Origin of the sequence: Paenibacillus sp. RC334 (assembly GCF_030034735.1) — a bacterium.
GTDB classification, from domain to species: Bacteria; Bacillota; Bacilli; order Paenibacillales; family Paenibacillaceae; genus Paenibacillus; species Paenibacillus terrae_A.
The window spans coordinates 675,744-697,993 of the sequence record NZ_CP125370.1 but is presented as its reverse complement, the minus strand read 5'-3'; the positions used below and the strand labels follow the sequence as shown (position 1 = coordinate 697,993).

The following is a 22,250-nucleotide window of genomic DNA, read 5'->3' as shown; positions in this document are numbered from 1 at the left end:
AACAAACCCCTTTAGCTCCTAACTGAGCAGATTGGTCTGATTCGAAATTTCACGAATGAAACCCGCCACCTAGCCACTATTACAATCTATCGTTCCTGTACCCTAATATACGAATCTATTTTCTATCAATCTCCACACATAGCGTAGCAAAAGCATTTCTGCCACATATATTAACGTTGTGAGTATACTCACGAACCTTTTTTTAAGGGGGTTGATAGCATGGCAGTACAGCTATCTAATAATATGTTCTCCATCTCGGTCGGAGATTACGGGGATATCTCTTCCTTACGTCTGGTAGGAGACACATTCAATACGAACTATGTCATGAACAGCTCCAACGCACCCAAACAAAATACGGCAGATCATCAGTGGCTTGGTGAACTCATGTTTACCTACCGTCTCGGTAACGGGGCGTGGACTCGGGCATGGACAAGCAACTCTGCGGATGCACGGACGATCACCTCATCCGGCAGTAGTGTTCAGGTATCGTATCAAAATTCGTCAAACAATCAGGGAATACGTAATTTTACATTAAATGAAACGTATTCGCTGGTCAACGATTACCTGCATTGGCAGATGAAAGTAACGAACACTTCCAATCAAACGCTGGAAATCGGAGATTGGGGGCTTCCGCTGCCGTTTAACGAGTATTGGTCCGGCGGCAATAACGAACAAATCTATGAAACAAGGGTACTTTCCCACTCCTTTGTAGGGCATAACAGCTCTTTTATTACCGCTGGACGGCCTAGCGGCATCGGGCCTTATCTACTGCTAGCCCCTGATTCCTCTACAGGCGCAAGTCTCGAATATCAGGACCATTGGAGAGTCGAGGAGCACCCGGGCAGCACGTGGGCTATGGAGCAAGGCGGCTGGTCCGAAGGACTAAATGTGTTCTATATCCACTCCAATGTCATCAAGAACACCAACCGTGGCTATCTTTCCAACACCAGTCTGTCGCTGGCTCCAGGCGAAAGCAAAACGTATGCCTTTAAATTTTACAAGGTAGCGGACGAGCAGGCCGTGAAGGACAGGCTGTACAGCGAGGGACATGTGGATGTGACCGTGGTTCCGGGCATGATTTTCCCGACGAATCTCAAGGCTAAATTCGATCTGCATACCAGCAAATCCATTACCTCTGTCACAGCGCAATACCCGTCCGAAACGACCATCAGCTATCTGGAAACAGCCCCTACAAACCATAAAATATATGAACTTACACTGGGACGACTGGGGCACAACAATATTACCGTGAACTACGGTAACGGCGAAAAAACCGTTCTCCAATTCTATGCCATCGAGCCAGTCGATGCTGCACTTCAGCGCCACTCTACCTTCATGGTCAACAGCACCCAATGGAATATGCCGGGCGACCTGCGGGACAAGGTGTTTGACGACTGGATGATGCAATATAAGGCCAAGCGCAACAGCTTTGCAGGCTACTGGGGTTGGGGTGACGATTGGGGATTAACCCATGGCCAGTTCCTGGCTGAGAGAAACGTTCAGAAGCCCGTGGCATCCGAGATTAAAGCAGTCGATGATTATCTGGAGGTTGCCGTCTGGACAAATCTGATGGAAGGCCATCATACCGATTATCTGGTTCCCGATTTCCTGATGCCGCAGCCCAACACAACACCGACGTACCGGGGCTATGCCTATCCGCATATTTACAACACGTTTTTCAGCATGTATAAGCTCGCCAAGCTGTATCCGAACCTGATTAGCTACCGCAATAGCAAAAACACGTATTTGCTGCGCGCTTATCGTATTTTCAAGGCATTGTATGAAGGCCCTGTCGCCTACAACTGGAACACAGGGCTCATGGGTGAACTGACCACGCCGGATATCATTAAAGCGCTACAGGAAGAAGGCTTGACCACCGAGGCTAACGACCTGATCGCCAAAATGGCTACCAAGTACAACAATTTCAAAAACACCACCTATCCCTACGGCTCCGAGTATAACTATGACAATACAGGTGAGGAAGCGGTATATACGCTCGCCAAAATGAACAGCAATACGACGATGATGAGTAAAATCAACGCCAAAACACGCGCCGCACGCGGACATATGCCTGTGTGGTACTACTACGCCGATCCGGTCACGATTACCGGGGAAAATTGGTGGAACTTCCAGTACACCACCTCGCTGGCAGGCTACGCGATGGATGACTGGACACGCCGTTATTCATCCAAGCCCGAAGTGGATCAACGCTTGTCCTATGCCGCTAAGCTCGCTAACATCGGGGCGATTAACTCGGGACAGATCAGCTCCGATCCAGCCAATATCGGCGCGGTATCGTGGACGTATCAGGCGGGAAAGGGCAATTACGGTGCTCTTGGTCTGGACGGCGGTCCGCTCTTCAACGGCTGGCGCGGCATGTCCGGGGAAGCGGATTTGGGGCTGTTCGGAGCAATTAAAGTTCTAAGCTCGGACATTGCTGTCGATCCCATTTTCGGCTTGTATGGCTATGGCTGTGACGTTACAGAAAGCGGTAACAACTATACGATCACTCCCAAGGACGGTGTATTCCAGCGGCTGCATCTGATCTCCCAAAAGCTGAGTCTGGAACTGAATCGGGACCAATACACCTCGGCTATCGTGGCCAAATCCAAAAATAACGTCCGTCTGACGCTGAAAAATACAACAACGGGCACAGCCCACTCCACCATCCTGACCTTGACCGGACTGGCCGCAGGTACGTATGACGTGCTCGTAGACGGAACGAAAACCGGCTCCGTCACAGCTGTTAACGGCTCATCGGCTACGGTCAGACTGAATATCGGTACGGCGGCCTCCTACGATATCCGTATTCAGACAGGCTCAGGTAATCCGACTCCAGCCGGAGACGTTGTAGCCCAATATGATTTTAATGAAACAAGCGGATCTACCGCAGCCGATTTGTCAGGCAATGGGCAGCAAGCTAATGTGAACGGCGGCTCGTGGGGCGTTGGACGGAACGGCAATGCTCTGCTCTTAAACGGAACAGCCACCTATGCCAGCCTGCCAGGTGGTCTGGTCAGCAGCGTTAACGATTTTACGATTGCGGCCTGGGTACGGGTGAACACCCATAACGGCTGGGCCCGCCTGTTTGATTTTGGGGCAGGCACGGATCGGTATATGTTTTTGGCACCCAAGGCCGAAGGGACAGGTATGCGCTTTGCCATCACCGTCTCGGGTAACGGGGAGGAACAGCAGTTAAATGCCCCGGAACTGGCGACAGGGGTCTGGAAACATGTGGCCGTGACACTGTCGGACAACACGGGAATTATGTATGTAGACGGTATAGAAGCGACGCGAAATACGAACATGACGTTAAAGCCGTCCAGCCTTGGGCTGACGGACCGGAACTATATTGGAAAATCCCAGTTTGATGATCCTTATCTGAACGGGGCAGTAGATGAGCTGATCATCTACAACAGAGCGCTGACAGCTCAGGAGATTCGCAGTTTGGCCTCGGTAAGCAACGCTGTTGCAGACCCTAAAATGGTATCCAGTTCGTATGCTGAAGGAGCAGATTAAGCGGATGTAATTATTTTATACCATTAACTTTTTAAGTTGTGAATGATTCGTGCCGTGAATGATTTGTATCGTGAATCATTCAAGCTATGAATGGTTTTATGCCCTATTCATTTGAGTAAAAAAGGCGGGCGGCTCACGTGGAAGCCTTGTTGCTGCCCGTTTTAGAGGCCGTCCGGCTTATGAGGAGGATTCCGCCATGTGTAAAGAACATGCAAGACCACCCCTGTCGGCAAGTGTTGACTGTGATTCATGCGGTACTGCTTCTGCTTCGATAAATGAGGCTCTCCTTGAAACAGAAACCGCACAAGTCTCGGGTTCCGCCGTATCCCCGCAAGCAATTGGCAGCGATGCCGAGGTGATTGACCGCTTCGGACGGATTATTAACTGGTACGGCGTTGAACTGGTGGATTGGCAAGGCTATATCGCCAATCCGTTCATCAACCTGACCGTGAAGCCCCCTGCCAGTGCGGCGTATCCGATCAGCATCACGCTTAAGGCGCAGGGAACGTCCCGGCTTATGATGAATCTGCCCAGTACGTTATCTGCCACTGGCGCTACGAAGGTGCTAAATTTTAACAATGCATCCGAGAGAAAGGATTTTAAGCTGGAGGTTGCACCTGACCGCAACGGTGGCCCGGACGAGATTGAGCACTATACGTTGTATCTCACCATTGCAGACAGCGCGGGGGCCACACGGACCCATACCATTCCGATCCGGGTATGGGATCAGGACGATAATCAGGATACCAAATTCCCATTGGTGTTCGATTATCGCTACGATACGGTCAATCACTATTTTGACGATCCAGGTACTCGTAAGGCGGCCGAACAGGCGATTAAGGACTGGTTCTACTTCTTCGATGTCCAGCCGTTCGATACTGTTCCCGCTGGAGCTGAACGCAACTATATTCCCAACAACGACTGGAACGGGCATACGATTGGCACGAATAACGCCCCTTATAATGGAGAATGGATTTTCCTGCGCGGTATCGACGGCCCTTATTCGACTGGATGGCCTGGTAACAGTGGTTATTACCACACGAAAAACGGCGTCCGCGTTCCTGGTCCCATTCATCGTTCGTTGGGAACCGCACTGGATTTTTATCCAGATGCTCAGGTATTCACCTCGCTGAATGACGACGACTGGTACAAAACCGATCTGACTCAGGTGACAGACGTATATGGCCTCATTATGCACGAGTTCGGCCATGCCGTCGCCTTCAGTGATTCATGGGTGGGAATGAATACTTACCACAGTAGCGGCGGTGCCGACTCCGTCGTTGAAGCGTACCAAGGCGTCCGGGTTCCGCTAGATGGAAGCTATCACATCCCGGCGGATCGGCAATACTGGGACCGTCTCAGCGGACAAAGCGCAGGCTGGGTGGCAGAATTCCCGGTACGCCGCTGGATGCTGAACAAGCTGACGCTGCTCATAGCCGAGAAAGCAGGCTGGAAGCTGAACCGCAAGCTGACACCTTTCCTCGAACCGGAAATCGTCACAGCCTCCTTGCCCAAAGCCGTCAAAGGACAAAGCTACAGCCAACAACTGACAGCCAAGGGTGGGGTCCCCTTCTACGACTGGACACTGAAAAGCGGCAATCTGCCTACCGGGCTGACACTCGACCGCTTTACCGGAACGATCAGCGGTACTGTATCCGCCAGCCAGTCGCAAAACAGCTACACCTTTACGATCGAGCTTCGGGATTATGATGAGTTGGCGAAGCCGTTCACACGCAGCTTTACGATTGGCTTGTAAGCAAGCGACTATGATTTCACTTGCGGGGTATTAGCTCTGTTTAATCCGCGTTGTTCTTGGCTTCAAACGTGCCAATTCCTCGCTGGTGAGCTGTCTTGTATAAGAGCGTGGGGATGATCCTGTATCTACTCTGCGCACCTTGCCTGCCCCTACGGGGCGGGCTACCCGTGTGTTAAACGCCTGCATGAACCACTGTACCGGGAAAGCAATGGACAGACGACCGTCTGCCGTGCCTGCAAAATTGACCGCAGCCGCATAATTATCCGACTGTCTGAGCCAGACAGAGCCGGAATCCCCTGGCAGCGATACAGGGGTAGTGCCTCTAATAACAGTCTGATCCTGGAAGGTCAGCAGCCCCAAGCTTCCACCGTAATTAATTTGCAGATCCGTGTAGACGGACTCTACCGTACCATTCACCAATCCGGTCGTGCGCCCCACCTTTTTGAATTTTTCTCCTACACGATAAGCGGTCACATGACCCGGGACAACTCCTATCGTAGCGTAACGCGGATTAAGCGAGCTGTTGCGGGTCGGCAAGGAAAGCGCCGCATCAATGAAATTGGTTCCTGTTGGGTTCAGGCGTATATAACGATACAACCGCCCTATACGATCTCGGGTATCCGTCCCCCCATCGGCTCCGCCTGGCTGAAGCGTAGCCCCCCGATTGTCAGTATTGGAGGGATTGAGTACATGGTTATTGCTGAAAAGATAACGTGTAGCCGGCGCTCCAGTTGGGGCAACGATCAGCCCGGTCGTACCGGAGCCTTCAATCGTTCCGACACTGTAGCCGGCGATGACCGGGCGTATACGCGTCATGTAGTCCGTAGCATGGGCTTTCATCTTTCCAGACTTTACAATCCGGACAGGAACGCTCGTTTGCTTGCCTAGTGCTGTGGCCGACAGAAGTCCGGTAGAGGCCGTGGCCAGCCGATCTGTGTACACAATGACAGCGGCCCCCCTTTTGGGACGAGCAGGGTCCCTATACCCTACGCCGATGCCGTGGACACCGGACATTTTTAAGACTCGCTTGGCCATCCGCTTTTTCACTTGAAGGGCGGCCGAGAAGGTAGCCAACATAATCATCCCCTTTGACATTCAGATGAAATATTGTATGGCTGTGGCCGCTCCGCGTTCCATTTGATCTTACGATCGCTGTTGCAGATTCAAATGGACCGATGCACTACCAAACGCCGTAAGATTAGTTGAATTCGAAAAATCCCAAAAATTATTATGTATATATAAAGTAAACCATTGAAAGGTATACAAAAATATCCCAAAAGATGGTATACTCATTTCCGAAACTGACATTTTACCATTTGATTTTGATGTTCTTATTTTAAAATGATTGATATCCTATTTATTTAAAGGGGTGGTTTATTTTGTCCAATACAACCACGATACTCACAGAACTGATGAAGTACATGAAAGAAAAAAAATTAGGTGTTAGCGATTTAGCCAGGGCATGCAATATGAATCCCGGCACAATTAGCGGCTTCGTCAATGGAAATCGCAAGCTCTCAGTCTACCAATTGGATCGAATCACAGAAACAATGGGACACCCTATTGGTTATTATTATGAGCACTATATTTCTGAGTACTTGGCCGATGCCGACCCCAACTGGCGAAGAATGAGTCCTTTTTTGGAAAGTTGTGCAAAATTGAATAAATTGGATTGTATTCAGCAAGTCGTGAATATGTTATTGGATAAGTTGGGCTATGCTACTCCATTATTTGAACTGGCTGAGAAACTATTTGAAGACGGTTTGTATGAGGCAGCGGCTATACTTTATGAAAACGTGGCTCTAAGTGAGAATAAGCAGCACTCGGAGCGCTTGGCTCTATGTCAGTACCGTCTGTTTCAGAGCAGGCAAGGGGATAACCAAGAAAAAAACTATGAAGCAGCCGTGCAGTTTGGAACCTACGTTGATCGTTTAGACGAACTAGATCAGCTAGATGGGCTAAAAGCTTTAGCGAATACATATCGTTCGTTGCGTAAATGGGACAAAGTAGAATTATTCGCTAAAGCTTTGGGAGAAAAGGCTGAGATTCAATACAAATTGAGCAAACAGCAACATCGAGCAAAAAAAGAAAATTCAAAGGAGCCAAGCTTCCCTTTGTTTGCTTACTGGGCTTTCTCACATTTACTTCGAATGCAAGCCTGTGGCGAAAGAAGAGATTACGAACAGGCATTTTATCATATTAAAAAGTATGCTAATTTAAGCTGGGTAACGGATACGGATGAAGAAACCTTGAAATGGAAAAAGAATTATGAGGATTGGGCAGTAGTAAATATGTATGTAAATAAGCTTCTTTCGGGCGACAGGAACGTGCTTCCCGATTATGTAGCTTATATTTCTTCAAGAAAAGATGAGGTTCTTCCCGCGCTTGATAACATCCTTGAGGCTGCTAACCGATATCATTTTGATGTAGATGATATTCTAAAGCAATTCGAAGCAGATATTTCATCTTATCTGGAGCAACAAAAAGTTGAAAGTTTTTATACTCAACGATTCATAACAGAACGCTTTATACATTTTTCCAAGGAATTATCAGCCTATTATTTGACCAAAGGAAAATTTACTGATGGCTTCAAATTTTTATTTAGTTGTTTGGAAAAATCTACATTAATCAATAATAAATCGCATATAATTAAATGTATGAGCCTGTTTGAGTCTTATCATGATTATGCGTCATCTGATACAAAGAAAGCCTACAAAAATATCATTAATGAGGTGGATAAAGATGAAGTGTAAAATACTGTTAACCTTTTTAGTAACCAGCTTTATGTTAGTAGCGATAGTAACTGTTCCCTTACAACTTCAAGATAAAGGGTCCAGCTATCAACCGACATACCACGGCGAAATGTAACCCATTTTAGATGAAGTGAATTAAGGGACGTACTCTTAGAGTACGTCTTTTCTCTTTGGAATATATAGAACATGTACCAAACATTTACTTTTCAATGGTTTCCACATGAATCCCTAAAATAAGAGTACAAAGGGGGAACTGTGATGCAAACCGACAACATTTTGAGTCACCATGTAGAAGCAGCTAGACAAAAACTGCATGATCTCCAAAATAAATATGGCTTTGGTCACGCTAGTGTACTCAAACAATCAATGGTTCTGGACGAACTTATCAATCAATATCAATACACTTATTATAGACGTAAAAAAATCCGACTGTTTAAATGTAGCTGATTTGGGTGAGTAACCTTTGGGGGTACTACTCACCTTTTATGTAGTGCATAGCCTTAGTGAAGACATCACTCCTCTGATTTATTTTTGAGAAAATGTACATAAGTTACCTACTTAATACATGATGATGGAATCCTCCGTAGTGAAAAACTCCATTGGCGTATCCGTGTTAATGCCAAGTCGCCTTCTTATTCCTACAGGGATCACAATTCTCCTCAAACTGTCTAAATTTCTTACCATTAACGCGTCACTCAATGTGTTCACTCCTTCAATTTTAATGAATGGAATTTCATAATATAAAGGATAAATGTGGTTATATAATGCTTTAGCATCATTTTACATTTTTTTCAATAAAAATATACAAATGATACCTTATATATGTTACTGTTGTGTAGTAATACAAAAAATAGAAAAGGACGTGCTAGTATGTTAAAATTGAAAAGTACAGCAATTATCCTTACAGGTGTATTGGCTCTTACAGCAGTAGCTCCGCTGGCTGCTTCTGCCGCACCAGTTACGGGAATTGAAGTATCGAAGGATCATGGAGGTATAGTTATCCAACAAACTGGTCAAGAGGTACATGAGCTTCTTGGTGGGACAAGTCCGACGATGAGCTTAATTGTTGAAAAAGGTTATGGACATGTAAGGATTAAAGTTCGGAATTCAGGAACATCAAATCTCACTTGGAGCTTGCAAGGTAACGGGAAAGAGTATGTCTATAAAACTGTTGGCAAAGGAGACACATTAACGTGGACTAGCGTTAATTCATTCCCTAATGGGATGCCTTCAGGAAAATATGTAATTCAATTCAGAGCCAACGGTAACGAAGTTAGAGGCGAAGCTTGGGGTACTACTGGTCAGTACACAGGAGACATTAGCTAACCATACTTGGGATTTTAATTAACTAATGAAAACTATTTTAATCATTGTCGGAGTCATTTTAGCGATCTTTATTCTCTGTTTCTTTTTAAACGTATGGGTGGTCAATAACATTCGTGTTGTCCCTAACTAATAGTCAAGGAGATTAATGAATAAGAAAAAAGTATGGAAGATTGTAGGGTTCTCTGTTTTGGGAATTGTTTTAATCTACATTTTCTTGGTTATTGTAGGAATTTCTCAGTTTGTTACTAACGTAACACCATAGGACTTGACTTTATGCTTTTTCGTACTTACAGTTGAATTATTGTAGGCTCTATCACAGCGGTCAAACACAAAAGGCTTCCTTAATTATAGGAGGTCTTTTGTGTTAGCGGTAGAAGTAGCTAGACAACAACTGTATGATCTCCAAAATAAACATGGCTTTGGTCACGCTAGTGTACTCAAGCAATCAATGGTTCTGGGCGAGAAACTTGTGGTGAGGTCGCTCGCCCATTTATTGTAACACCTAGTCTTACTTAGGGGGATCTAATTCAGTCGTCTTACTTTTAAGGAAAGAGACATAAGTTGGTGAAATCTTCAATAGCTGCGCGTAGGTTTTCATGGAAGCACCGGGATATTGTTTCATGAGGTCTAACAGGAGCTTAACCATTTGTGCATCAGATACATTTTGAATATCTTCTGATGTAGAAGGTAGCTGATTTTCTGGGATTGGGTACCCTTTGAGGCCATTTGCACAGTAGATACATACATAAGATTTTTTGAAGCGAATGAGTTGTTTGTTTTCCCCGCATAGGAGACATGATTCACTTTCTGATCTACGCATAACAATAGCGCTTTCAGTTATGAAAAACTCCATTTCTGTATTCTTGTTGATACCCAATCGATTTCTTATTTCCACTGGGATTACAACTCTCCCTAGGCTATCTAAATTTCTTTTCATTGCCGCGTCATTCAAAGTATACACCCCTCCAAGACATATGATCCTTATTTTCATAAAGATAGAAATATATGCCTTTGATGAGAGAAATTTTATAAACGAAAGGATAAATGTGGTAGTATGGTACCTTAGTATGATTTTACATTTTATTCAAAATAATTATACAAATGATTCCTTATCTATGTTACGGTTGTGTTTAGTAATGAAAGAAGTGGTTAGCGAAAAGGTCTTTGATAACTACTCAAAAGCTGTTGAATCTGTAAATGAACAACTTAAAAGCGGGATTTTGCAAACAAAAAAACGGGGAACTTGTCGCAAATCCTAACTACAAAGAGATTGGTACGAATATGCATGGTAATTGGTACTGGTGGGGGGATGCATTAACTCTCTCGGATGCTGCGTACCATCGGTAATACTTAGTAGTGGAGTTTCGTTGGTGCTAAATCGGTTGAAGGCTAACGATAACGGAAGAGGTGTAACTATTAATTTTCACCCGGATACTTCGAAGTAACAAGTAACTAAGAACTGAGGATCATAATTTATGAATATATATTTGCTTGTCCTTTTTATTGCAATCATTGCTGGCAACATACTATTTAATATCTTTAAGAAAAGACAAGGAGAAGGTAGTAAAGCGCCTGATGTAGTAACAATTATAGGATTAGTGATCGGACTGGCGTTAGGCATCACTCCTGTCTTTCTCAGTGGCATACAAGAGTGGACTTGGCACTATACAGTCGTTGTGCTTGGTTCTGCTCTTGTTATTGGACGCATCCTGTATGGCTGGAGAAAAGGCAGAGATAATAAAACAAAAAAATAGCTATTACAACAAAAAGTGGCTAACAAAGGGCTCTGGAAGATATAGTTTAGTTATTTTCTTTCAAGGTGTTGGGACAGTATACAGTGAAAGTGTAACTGGCTCTCATTATGTAACAATAAATTAGTTTTTACTGGTGGCTTCTAACACATCTTTAAGGGCCACCAGTATTGTTTGTAGACTTTACTTCATATAATACATAGACAAATAATTTCAAGGAGGTCCTTCATGGAGCTTTCTTTTTTATCAATATTGACGTACAGCATACAAGCCATTGCGATTTTACTAATTATCTTCAAATTGTTGAGGAAAAACGAAAAAAAAATAGGTTGGGGATCACTTTCACTGCTTTTATCTCTTCTTGGCATGGCTGTTTCTTTTGAATTTGGCAATTACATATTCGGGGACCAGTTGCTTTCCTTCTTAGGATTGCCCGCATGGTCTAACAGTGTTGATAATACTGGGTTTCACTACACCATTTTTCTATCCAGTATTTTCTTTATTCCTAGTTTGATCATTGGATATAAAAATCCTAAAGAATTTGGAGCTATGATCGGAAAACTGATTTCTATTATATATCTAACTTTGATAATAATTTCGCTTTTACTTTTTATTATAAGCTAAAAATATACAGTTCACATCGTCTCTGGTCTTTGCTTTAATGGCGGCAGTGCCTGGATTACAAGGAACGACTTTGCCAGCCGCTATCATCGAAGCCAACAACCAGGGACGAGGTGTAACCCTCAATTTACATGTCGGTTACTACGATATTTCAAGTAACTAAGGGGTGATTTAATGAATATCTATTTGTTTGTGATCCTTGTTTTAATCCTTGCTGGCAGTTTACTGTTTAACATCTTTAAGAGATCTAGAGGAAAGGACAGCAAAGCTCCAGATATAGTAACCATTATAGGACTTGTTTTTGCAGTCGCTTTGGGTGTAACTCCTGTATTCCTTAGCGGACTACAGGCGTGGACATGGCATACAACAGTCCTTATTGTTGGATGTGCAGTCGTTATCGTTCGCATCCTGTATAGCTGGAGTAAAAATAGAAGTCACTCAAAAAATGGCTGAGGGATAGTTGACTTTGCTCGATAATCGTACTTACTGTGCATTGAAGGGGGATTTTAAAATGATAGATACTGTTGGGATCGAGTTTTTAGAATCTAACTTGGAAAATGAATAAGAAAACTATTTTAATCATTGTCGTAGCCATTTTAGCGATCTTTATTCTCTGTTTCTTTTTAAACCTATGGGTGGTCAATAACCTACACGTGCCTCCACAATAAAACGTTGAACTATTGTAAGTCCTATAGGAGCTGATATTATCTATAATTCATTCACCTCCATATTTTTTGCGGCGCTGACTGCAATCACCCTCATAATGCTGCCAAAATTAGAAGCTAGGGTGAGTAAGAGAACAATGTTGAAAGTGAGAATTTCCATAATAACAACAGTCCTGCTGATCGGAGTCGTGTTGTATATCATTGACCCTCAGTGGTGGATCATTGTAGCCTTTGCAATTTTGTTTGTAACCCTTCCAATCTTTTTATTGAAACGTTGGCGCGAAAAAAGCTGATTCAGAAAAAAAGCCTTCCTTGTTGATAGGAAGGCTTTCCACTTTATCCCTTAATCGCTCCCTCCGCTATGCCCTCCATGATGAATTTTTGGAAGAACGAATAGATCAGGATCACCGGGATGGAGGTCAGTACAAGTGCGGCCAGAATGAGCGACCAGTCCTTGTTATACTCCCCGAACAGCATGTTTGTCGAAAGAATCAGGGTGTAGTGGTTCACATCCGTCAACATCAACAATGGAAGTAAAAAGTCGTTCCAAATCCACAGGAAATCCAAAATCGCAATCGTGACAGTGATCGGCAGCAGCAAAGGAAATATAATCCGGAAGAACGTTTGGAACTCATTACAGCCGTCCATTTGCGCCGATTCCTCCAGCTCACGCGGGATGGATTTGACGAATCCGTGGTACAAAAAGATCGCCATATTCACACCCAAGCCGATATAGATCAGCGCCAGACCATACGTACTGCCTTGGACGGACAAATCCTTTGCCATCCTTGTAAGCGGTATCATAATGGAGTGAAACGGTACCAGCATGGATGCGACAAACAGGAAGAAGATCGCACTGCTCATTTTCCCTCGTGTACGAGAGAGCTTGTAGCCCGCCAGCGCCGAACAGATCACGATGCCGCCAATGCCGATAAAAGAAATAATCGTGGAATTGAGGGCGCTGTTCAGCAAATGAGTCTGGTGAAAAGCCTGACTGTAATTTTCAAAATGAAGCTTTGTCGGCAGCGACGTAAAGGATGCGAACATCTCACCCTGCGTTTTAAAGGAATTAATCACCGCCATGTAGATCGGGAAGAAGGACACCACAGCGCCCACGCAGAGGAGCAGGGTAATCAACAAGGAGTTGGCTTTTTTCAGACTCATGCCTCCACCTCCCTCTTCTTCATCACACGTAACTGGATCAGCGTGAAGATCAGCACGATGGCGAACAAAATAACGGATTTGGCGCTTGCATAACCATAACGGAAGTTGTTGGAAAACGCCTCCTCATAAATGTTCATCGTAATCACCTGCGTACTGCGCCCCGGCCCTCCGCCAGTCAGTCCATAGACGACCTCGTAGACCTTGAAGGCACCGTTCAGCGTCAGGAAGAAACAGATGGTAATCGCATGGGTAATCATCGGCAGCGTCACACTTCTTAACGTCTGGAACGCGTTCGCCCCATCAATAATAGCGGCCTCCTTCAAGCTTTGCGGTACACCCTGAAGCGCAGCCAGATAAATGATCATCATATAGCCGACACCATTCCAGAGCGACACAATAATGATGGAAAAGAAAGATACCTTCGGATCGCCCAGCCACGATTGGCCCAAAAAGGCGATAGCTGTCTTTTCGGCAATCTGCGGCAGCACGGAGGAAAAAACAAACGTCCACATAAATGCGCTAATAATGGTACTGATCATATTGGGCATAAAAAATATCGTCCGAAAAAATCCTTTGGTACGTGTACGTGATTCAATCAGCACCGCCAGAGCTAACGCCAGCACATTTTGCAGTACAATCATGACCAGTACATATTTGAGCGTGAACCAGAGGGAATTGAGAAAATCCGGGTCTTCCTTCAGCGCCTCGACAAAGTTTCCCAAGCCGATAAAGCTGTAATTCGGATTCAATCCGTTCCAGTCTGTAAAGCTGTAGTACATACCGCTGATCGTTGGAATAAGCAGGAAGATGGCGTAAAAGATCAGCGCCGGGGCGGTAAACGCCAGCAGCATCACGTATTTTTTATAGATTTTAAAGGGCATGGAGTCTCCCCCCCTCCTGATGTAATTCTATAGGTTTCCGTTACTTGTTTACTTTGTTATACGATTTCCATGCCTTATCCAGCGCCTTAATCACGTCATCCTGCGAGAGCTGGCCTGCATAATAGGATTGCAGCGATTTGCCTGCTTCATCCTTGACCGCTTGCGGGATGGACGGATCTTGATACGACTTGCCTGCTTTCACATACTCGGTAGCGTCATTGACCCAAGGATAGCTTTTGAACGTATGCACTTTAGAGATTGGGTTGAATTTCAATGATTCATAGAACGCGCTGGAATCCTTGTCGTCCAACACATAGTTTACAAAATCGAGTGCAACCTCCTTGTTCTTGCTTGTAGAGGATACAGCCAGCGAAGTCGAAGTGGACAGATTGATCAGTGTCGCATTCGGATCGTCGTTGATCGGCAGCGGGGCTACCCCAAAATCCATCTTCGGATCAGATTTCAAAATCGTTTCTGCAAACCATGGCCCTTGAATCCACATCGCTGCTTTCCCCGCAGCAAAGGCCGCCGATCCATCATCCCCGCCAATTTCCAGCGCCTTGTCTGTACCGTTGCTGTTCACCAGATCAATAATATCGAACATACTCTTCATTTCGGAAAAAGAGCCTTTGTCCTGATTCATCCGTTCGATAAAATCCTTGTTCTGTGTGTTCATCATCGCACCCGCTGTCAGTGGCACGAACAACTGTGGAATCCAGGATTCCTTGTAGGACAGCAGGAACGGCTTCACATTATTCGCTTTCAGCTTCTCGACCACAGCCTTCATTTCGGTCAGCGTTCCCGGTGGCTTCAAGTCCAGGTCCTTAAATATCTTTTTATTGTACAAGTAGCCCCATGAAATCGTTTCCAAAGGAACTGCCACGACCTTGCCGTCTTTCGTCGTCACCGAAGGCTTCACACTATCCATCAATTTGCTGACAAATGGCTGCCCGGACAGGTCCTCCAAATAGCCCGCTTTATAAAACGGAGGGATTTCATTCACCGCATGCAGGGCGAACACATCCGGGGCATCGTTGGATGCAAGTCTCGTTTTCAAAATTTGTGCTGCATTGTCGGAAGGCGGCATCTCCAATTGGACCGTAACGTCGATATTTTTATCTTTCTTTTCCTTCGCTACGAATGCGTTAATATATTTATCGTAATGCTCCTTCAAACGGGGCTGTGCGATAAACATTTTGAGATTAACCGTTTTACCGTCTCCACCGGAACCGCTGCTGTCACTACCTGAAGAATTCGCTCCACACCCGGCCAACAACGTGCCAACCAGCATTGTGCTCAATACACCTTTCCACATCTTCATGCAAAATGACCTCCCCTAAGTTGAAAATAACTGTGACCCACTGGCTGCTAATTCCTTTGTGCTACTTGTTTTGTATACGCTTTCATTATAGGGTGGGAGGTCACTTCTGCCATTGGACACCATTAGCCTGTTGGGTTGGATTTTTTTAAACTACGGCTGTTATCATCTCTACATCAGTGCTCCTTCCTCATTTCACCGGGCGCCATGCCAAAATGCTTTTTAAACACCCGGTAGAAATACGATACGTCCTCATATCCCGCCATCTCCGCCACCGCTTTAATCGAAATCTGTTTATCTGCCAGCCACTCGCGCGCTTTTTCCATTCTCCGCTGCACGATATAGTCCGTTACATTTTGACCATACTCCTGCTTGAATACCTTGCTCATATACTCCTTGCTGACAAAAAAGTTTTTCGCCAGTTGCTCCAGTGTAATCGGCTCGGCAAAGTGGCTGTCCATATAGCACCGCACCTCCTCCAGATTCAGCTTGTTCTTATACTTCCGCTGCCGAATGAGCTGCTCCAGCTCCTGCACATACCATGTCGATACGAACTCCAGCGCACGATCCGCAGAGGATAGCGTGTCCTGCGAAAGCGGAAATCCAGCCTTGGCAGTGGGCGTATCCAGCCCGTTGGACGCTGCCAGCTCTTTAAGCTGGGAAAGAAGCTCCTGCACCAGCCTGCCCAGCATATGTGGACCGGGTTCCCCGTAGCTCTCCAGCTCCTGCAAGATTTGCTTGCAGGTCATTTGTACGCCTTCCCGGTTCAGCTCATTAAAATAAAGCCGCAGCAGTTGCTTATACCGGGACAGCTTGTGGAAGAACTCATAGTCCAGCTCCGCCGCCTCCTGCTGCTGTTCCGCTGCCTTGGCTTCCAGATCGTCTTTGCATTTAAGCAGCACCGCATTCAGCTCGACGGGATTGACGGGCTTCAGCAAGTAATCAACGGCCTTGTACCGAATGGCATGTTTGGCATACGCGAAGTCGTCATAGCCGCTCACGACAATGATCTTCATATCGGGAAAATGGTTATTCAGCGCTTGCAGCAGCTCCACTCCGTCCGCGCCCGGCATACGCATGTCGGTAATCACAATCTGCGGGGATAATTCTCCGGCCAGCCTGAACGCCTCATCCCCGTCCTCAGCCTCACCAACCACCGACATTCCAAGCCTTTCCCATGCGCCGAACGTCTTTAGAATATCCCGGTTCCACGGCTCATCGTCGACAATTAATACCCGGATCATCCTTTTCCCTCCCCTGCTGATGTGAATGGAATGCGGATGGTGACACGTGTACCGATCCCCGGCTCACTGTCTATCGTCACCCCGTAATTCACTCCAAAATTCATCCGTATCCGTGAAGCCACATTGCTTAATCCGATATGGCTACCCTGCGCCCAGATCGGCTCCTCCGATGCATGTTCCAGCCGTGCCCGTACTTCTTCCAGTCTGTCGGGTGCCATGCCGCTACCATTATCGCAGACTGTAATGCATAGGTCTTCTTTCATAATCTCCACCCGGATTCCTACCCGCCATGCTCCAGCCTTACGATCCAGACCATGCTGAAACGCATTTTCCAGCAACGGCTGAAGCGACAGCTTGGGCAGACGAACATCCAGCGCCTGTTCATCCGTCTCCACCTGAAACACCAGTCGTTGCGGAAACCGCCGCTGCTGGATGCGCATATAGTGGCCTACATGGTCAATTTCCGCGCGTAAGGAGGCCATATCCTGCGGCTCCCGTACCACGTAGCGGAACATCTCACTCAGCGACCGAATCACCTCATACGTGTCCTCCGGCTTTTGGGAAAATACCATGCTACCGATCATTTGCAGCGTATTTTGCAGAAAATGGGGGTGAATCTGCGCCTGGAGCGCTTTTAACTCAGCCGTCTTTTTTTGCAAATTCATACTGTATTCCGTCTGGATATGCTCGCGGATTCGTCCTGCCATGCCATGCAAACTTCTTTCCAGCAACCCAATCTCATCCGGGCGTGTACTGGGTTCTCCGGCAGGTCCCTTGATCATATCCAGCTCCTGCACCGAACGCGCCAAATGGACAATCGGACGTGCTGTACGCCATGCGATGAAAACAGCAATGCAGATCGAAACCAATATGGAGATCCCGCCTATAATAATCCCGTACAGCATGGTCGAAAAAGCGCTGTGGTTAATGGAGGAAGTAGGTACGATTTTGACCAGCCGCAGCCCTACCACATCCAAATCATTATAAAATACATAATTACCGGCTGTCTTGATCATTCCCGGACCCGGCCGAACATCACGCAGTGCTGTTAGTACCTCCGCAGGAGGCGACTGGTGAACCTGCGACGGATACATCACCTTTCCATCTGAACCTGTAATAAAAACCTGATGCTGGTCTCCCCGCCCTAGCAAACCCAGCGTCTGATCAAATTGGGACCACAGCACATCCAGCGAAATAGCTCCCGTCTGCTTCTGATCCTCAAAACGGCGAATACTGCGGGTCAGTGTAAATCGTTCCGGGGCAGCGTGGCTTGTGCGAATCGAATAATCCTTATTCGCTTTCCACATCTCGGCATACTGAGGGGGTACACCGTTCACTGTCGTAATGGCATTTTGCATTCCATTGAAGGTAAACAGCGTTTGCGGCTGCTTCAAATAGAGCTGGATACCGATGACATGGCTCCCGGCCGAATAATATACATTCGCCAGCGTATTGAGCATTTTTCGCTGCGCATTAAATTGGCTGGAAAGATTGCCCGGCTCACGCTCATTCAAATAATCGCTCAGATCGGGGCTGATCTGAATGCTGTAAATCAGGTGGTTCAGACGATCTAACTGGTCGCTGATATAGACTCCTGTCCATTTCATATTGGACATGTTCGTCTCGACCACTTCGGTTTCCATCGACGCTCTGCTTTTTTCCGCAGCCAGCACCGTGACGGCGATGACTGGCAGCACAGAAAGGACGATCATCGTCAAAATCAGCTTGAGCTGAATGCTGCGTCGATACGGGGCTGTCAGTGCCCGAAACCAGCGGACTACTCGGGTTGGCATAGTGATGCTCTCCTCTGTTCAGCCATATGCGAAAACGCCCCGCTATACGCAGGGGCGCTCATTTTCCGGGTATTCCCGGCTGGACACATATATGATTTCATTTATATGTCGATTTCAGCTCATTACTCATCATTTACGCTTCTTCGATAATTATAACACTCCAAGGCTCTAATTGAAGCGTTTGTCCTTGAGTAACTGTCTGCTGTCCAATCAGTTCCTTGCCGTCTCCATGCGGATACACAACTGAGCCTGCTTGTTCAGAATAGTTAAAATAGTACCGGATCGTCCGTTCCAGCTCATTCGTACCGGATTTAACAATGATCGGATACGACGCTTCTTGATCCACTCCCCACACTCCCGCCTGCTTCGCGACAGAACGGAATAGCTCACGAATGACCGCCGGGCTTACGACACAGCCGATGTAGGTCGCCGTTCCCTGACCATAGCGGTTTTGCGTAATTGCGGCATATTTGCCCCAATGCGGATGGTCGTAATAGGCCAACACCTCGGCAGTTGTCGGTGTAATCAACTCCATCCACGTATCTACCTGATTTTCCTCCGGTGTTACCTCAAAAGGATTATCTTTAAGCGTTACATTCTTCGGCTCCACGAACAGGCTGTAATGAATGCCGCAGGCTTCACTAATCACACCAGGCTGCCGGGAGGTTCTCACCTGCACATGCTCATTGGTAAACCCGCTTCGGAACGTGTATACCACATGACCGCCGTTTTCCACATAACGGTTCAGTTTTTCCAGTAACGCATTCGGTGCAGAGTAGAGAACGGGTACGATCAAGAGATCATAGTCGTCAAATGACTCCGTACCCGGATGAACGATATCCGTACCGATATTCAGCTTATACAGCTCGTCATACAAGCGACGTACAATGTCATTGTAATTCAACGGACTATTCATATTGAACTTGAACCAGTCAATCGACGTTAACGCTTCGTTACTGACGAGGATCGCTGTCTTGTTTTTCTTTTTCAGGTTTACCAGATGAGGGGATAATCTTGCAAAATCCTTCCCAATCGTCTGTGCTTCCTCATAGACAGGATTGGGTTCAAAATCATGACTCAGCAGACCCTTCCAGTAGGTTTCGAAGGAATTATGGATGGAATGCCAATGCCAGTAGGCCACCATATTGGCCCCGGAAGCCAGATGACTGAACGCTTGCAGCCGCAATTGTCCCGGATAAGGAACCCAATGGGTAAAAGCCTGCGCTTCCGTTTCCAGCACCAGATAATTATTATTCTTCGTGGAGCGCGCCACATCACCACCGAAGGAAATTTCAATCCCGGTCAAATCATCCTGTGTTGGATGGTAAATATCCACTCCCGTCACATCAAATGCTTGGGATGCCGCAAAATGATCCACATCCCGCTGAATGCCGAAGGAATGGCCTCTCCACTCAAAATCAAAGTTTTGCGTAACAAACTGATCTTCCCGCTTGTATTCATTCACGAGCGCGACCTGCCAGGCGAGGAAATCCGTGACCAGCTTGCGCTGGAATTGGGAAAATGCTGCGCCCAAGCTTCCATTAATCGTCCCGACCACGGAAGGGAAATCCTCCCAGCTATTGATCCGATTGCTCCAGTAATCAAGGCCAAATTTGTGGTTCAGCTCTTCCAGTGATTCAAATTGCTCACGCAAATGCTTAACGAATTGCAATTGCACATTCGGTCCGCTTGTGTTGTAATGCTTCGTTTCGTTATCTGTCTGAAAACCGATCACCGCCGGATGCTGACTCACCCGCCCAATCAGCTTGCGTATAATCCGCTCGGCATGGAACAGGTACACCGGGTTCGTAATGTCCATAATCTGACGGGCCCCGTATTTACCTGGTCCCTGAGGAGTTGTCGCCAATACGTCAGGATGCTCCTTGACCAGCCATGTCGGTACGGCATAGGTGGGCGTGCCTACAATGACCTCAATGCCCGCCTTATGCATTGCATCCAGCACCCGATCCACGGAGGTAAAATCAAACACTCCGTTTTGCGGTTCATGCGTACTCCAGGTGGATTCGGCAATTCGAACCACGTTGATACCCGCATCCTTCATCATTTGAATATCTTGGTCCAGACGGTCATAAGGCATATATTCATCATAATAAGCAACGCCGTACAGCAGCTTTTTCATCAAGTCGTCCTCCAATATGTTTGTAGTAGAGTGTCATGTGCTATGCGCATTATTTTTAAATGCCGTGGCTTTTATGCGGTTTTGACAGAGATTGAACGGCTATGGGTAATTGCCAGCCATGCGAACCTGTCCGCTCTGCGGTACATTCGGGATATAGCCTGCAAAAGCCAGCGCATACCATATGCGGATTGATGTTGTTTCCATAGCTTCTCCTGATCGCAAATGGTACCGCTTTCAATCAATCCTTATATAAGCGCTCTCTTTTATATAAAAGCTTATATTATAGGATTTGTAAACGCTCTTTTATTATAGTTACATGTTAGGTACAATGAGATTGTCTAAGCGGTGTAAAATTTGCCCTAATCGAAGGTGATCTTATGATATTGAATTCTGAAGTTGATCCAGCTCTATTCGAAAATTGCCACTGGCTTCCTAACATTGACTGGAATGTAAAGTTTTTCGGCGCTCATATACACCGGGTAAAAGCAAACTGGTGTATGCCAGAAGAGTCGCATATCGGTTTTGAAATTGTACTGATTTTGGAGGGTCGTCAGGAGACGATCATGGAAAATAATGTGTATTCGGTTGGTGTCGGCGATATTCTGATCATTCCACCGGGATTCAAGCATGTGAGTCAATGTGCTTCCCCAGACGGGATGTATTATTTCAGCACCCATTTTAATATAGATGATCCATTGTTCCGTCAGGAGATGATTAAGAGCAATCAGCTTTTTTTTCCGGCTGGTACTGAAACGAACATGAAGCTGCAAAAGATCGTGCACAGCTGGATTGGCATGATGCAGGAGAACGGAGAATATACGACAGCGGATCGTTTTCGCATGCAAATTGCCTTGTTTGAGCTGTTCGGAATATTCTCGCAAATGATATCTACCGGGATGGAGCCTACGCTTTCGCCCTCATCCGTTCAGTATGCCAAGGCCATTATGGAGGCCATTCAATCCAGATTCAAGCCTTATCGGGATGACGAATCTGCCGAGCCGACGTTCCGAATTGAGGATGTGGCAGCCTCCCTCGGGATCAGTCCCGGATACGCACAGGAGGTATTCCGCAAGGTATACGGCTATTCGCCGCGTCACTACCTGTCGGAGACGAAGCTGCACGAGGCGAAAGTGCTGATCCAGCAACCCAATCTGCCGCTGAACAAGGTGGCCTCCCTGCTCGGATACTCCAGCTTGGCTCATTTCAGCAGACAATTCAAGCGCTGGACTGGCACCAGTCCGCTCAAATACCGCCAAACGCTGAGTCCGGTTACTGAGCAGGAACAAGGTAGCTAAATAGAGACACGGTAACAGAGACTT

Annotated in this window: 17 protein-coding genes; 9 read left to right on the top strand and 8 right to left on the bottom strand. The window is 46.4% G+C overall.

Annotation, left to right across the window (positions count from 1 at the left end; translation table 11 throughout):
• Positions 1-219: 219 nt before the first annotated feature.
• Together QMK20_RS03375 and QMK20_RS03370 are read left to right on the top strand one after the other, a co-directional pair.
• Positions 220-3,519, top strand: coding sequence for a DUF5695 domain-containing protein (locus tag QMK20_RS03375; protein WP_283654596.1), 3,300 nt, complete (start codon positions 220-222; stop codon positions 3,517-3,519).
• 196 nt (positions 3,520-3,715) lie between these two features.
• Complete coding sequence (locus tag QMK20_RS03370; protein WP_283654595.1) at positions 3,716-5,275, top strand: Ig domain-containing protein; 1,560 nt, start codon at positions 3,716-3,718, stop codon at positions 5,273-5,275.
• 30 nt (positions 5,276-5,305) lie between these two features.
• On the opposite strand, the gene QMK20_RS03365 is transcribed toward QMK20_RS03370, so the two are convergent.
• Positions 5,306-6,352: a hypothetical protein gene (locus QMK20_RS03365; RefSeq protein WP_283654594.1), complete on the bottom strand. Its 1,047-nt coding sequence runs from the start codon at positions 6,350-6,352 to the stop codon at positions 5,306-5,308.
• Positions 6,353-6,654: 302 nt separating this feature from the next.
• Here QMK20_RS03365 and QMK20_RS03360 point away from each other — a divergent pair, with 302 nt between their 5' ends.
• The 3 genes from QMK20_RS03360 (at position 6,655) to QMK20_RS03350 (ending at position 9,354) form a co-directional block, all read left to right on the top strand.
• Positions 6,655-8,028, top strand: a complete 1,374-nt coding sequence (locus tag QMK20_RS03360; RefSeq protein ID WP_283654593.1) for a helix-turn-helix domain-containing protein — start codon at positions 6,655-6,657, stop codon at positions 8,026-8,028.
• 258 nt (positions 8,029-8,286) lie between these two features.
• Positions 8,287-8,475, top strand: coding sequence for an aspartyl-phosphate phosphatase Spo0E family protein (locus QMK20_RS03355; protein ID WP_283654592.1), 189 nt, complete (start codon positions 8,287-8,289; stop codon positions 8,473-8,475).
• Positions 8,476-8,898: 423 nt separating this feature from the next.
• Positions 8,899-9,354 (top strand): hypothetical protein, encoded by a 456-nt coding sequence (locus tag QMK20_RS03350; protein ID WP_283654591.1) that lies wholly within the window; start codon positions 8,899-8,901, stop codon positions 9,352-9,354.
• Between the two features lie 508 nt (positions 9,355-9,862).
• On the opposite strand, the gene QMK20_RS03345 is transcribed toward QMK20_RS03350, so the two are convergent.
• Complete coding sequence (locus QMK20_RS03345) at positions 9,863-10,306, bottom strand: AbrB/MazE/SpoVT family DNA-binding domain-containing protein (protein ID WP_044645313.1); 444 nt, start codon at positions 10,304-10,306, stop codon at positions 9,863-9,865.
• A gap of 523 nt (positions 10,307-10,829) precedes the next feature.
• Here QMK20_RS03345 and QMK20_RS03340 point away from each other — a divergent pair.
• From QMK20_RS03340 to QMK20_RS03330, 3 genes are all read left to right on the top strand, one after another.
• Complete coding sequence (locus QMK20_RS03340; protein WP_044645315.1) at positions 10,830-11,108, top strand: hypothetical protein; 279 nt, start codon at positions 10,830-10,832, stop codon at positions 11,106-11,108.
• Between the two features lie 225 nt (positions 11,109-11,333).
• Positions 11,334-11,729 (top strand): hypothetical protein, encoded by a 396-nt coding sequence (locus QMK20_RS03335; RefSeq protein ID WP_283654590.1) that lies wholly within the window; start codon positions 11,334-11,336, stop codon positions 11,727-11,729.
• Positions 11,730-11,900: 171 nt separating this feature from the next.
• Positions 11,901-12,179 carry a hypothetical protein gene (locus tag QMK20_RS03330; RefSeq protein WP_283654589.1) on the top strand — a complete coding sequence of 93 codons (279 nt, stop codon included), beginning with the start codon at positions 11,901-11,903 and terminating at the stop codon, positions 12,177-12,179.
• 548 nt (positions 12,180-12,727) lie between these two features.
• On the opposite strand, the gene QMK20_RS03325 is transcribed toward QMK20_RS03330, so the two are convergent.
• From QMK20_RS03325 to QMK20_RS03300, 6 genes are all read right to left on the bottom strand, one after another.
• On the bottom strand, positions 12,728-13,555 hold the full coding sequence (locus tag QMK20_RS03325) for a carbohydrate ABC transporter permease (RefSeq protein WP_283654588.1): 828 nt from the start codon (positions 13,553-13,555) through the stop codon (positions 12,728-12,730).
• On the bottom strand, positions 13,552-14,436 hold the full coding sequence (locus QMK20_RS03320) for a carbohydrate ABC transporter permease (protein ID WP_044645320.1): 885 nt from the start codon (positions 14,434-14,436) through the stop codon (positions 13,552-13,554). The genes QMK20_RS03325 and QMK20_RS03320 overlap by 4 nt, the downstream gene beginning before the upstream one ends.
• 40 nt (positions 14,437-14,476) lie before the next feature.
• Entirely contained in the window at positions 14,477-15,757 is a 1,281-nt protein-coding gene (locus QMK20_RS03315) for an ABC transporter substrate-binding protein (RefSeq protein ID WP_283654587.1), read from the bottom strand.
• Between the two features lie 173 nt (positions 15,758-15,930).
• Complete coding sequence (locus tag QMK20_RS03310) at positions 15,931-16,998, bottom strand: response regulator transcription factor (RefSeq protein WP_283654586.1); 1,068 nt, start codon at positions 16,996-16,998, stop codon at positions 15,931-15,933.
• Entirely contained in the window at positions 16,995-18,791 is a 1,797-nt protein-coding gene (locus QMK20_RS03305; protein WP_283654585.1) for a sensor histidine kinase, read from the bottom strand. The genes QMK20_RS03310 and QMK20_RS03305 overlap by 4 nt, the downstream gene beginning before the upstream one ends.
• 133 nt (positions 18,792-18,924) lie before the next feature.
• Entirely contained in the window at positions 18,925-20,931 is a 2,007-nt protein-coding gene (locus QMK20_RS03300; RefSeq protein ID WP_283654584.1) for a beta-galactosidase, read from the bottom strand.
• Between the two features lie 377 nt (positions 20,932-21,308).
• On the opposite strand from QMK20_RS03300, the gene QMK20_RS03295 reads away from it, so the two are divergent.
• Positions 21,309-22,226 carry an AraC family transcriptional regulator gene (locus QMK20_RS03295; protein WP_283654583.1) on the top strand — a complete coding sequence of 306 codons (918 nt, stop codon included), beginning with the start codon at positions 21,309-21,311 and terminating at the stop codon, positions 22,224-22,226.
• Positions 22,227-22,250 lie beyond the last annotated feature (24 nt).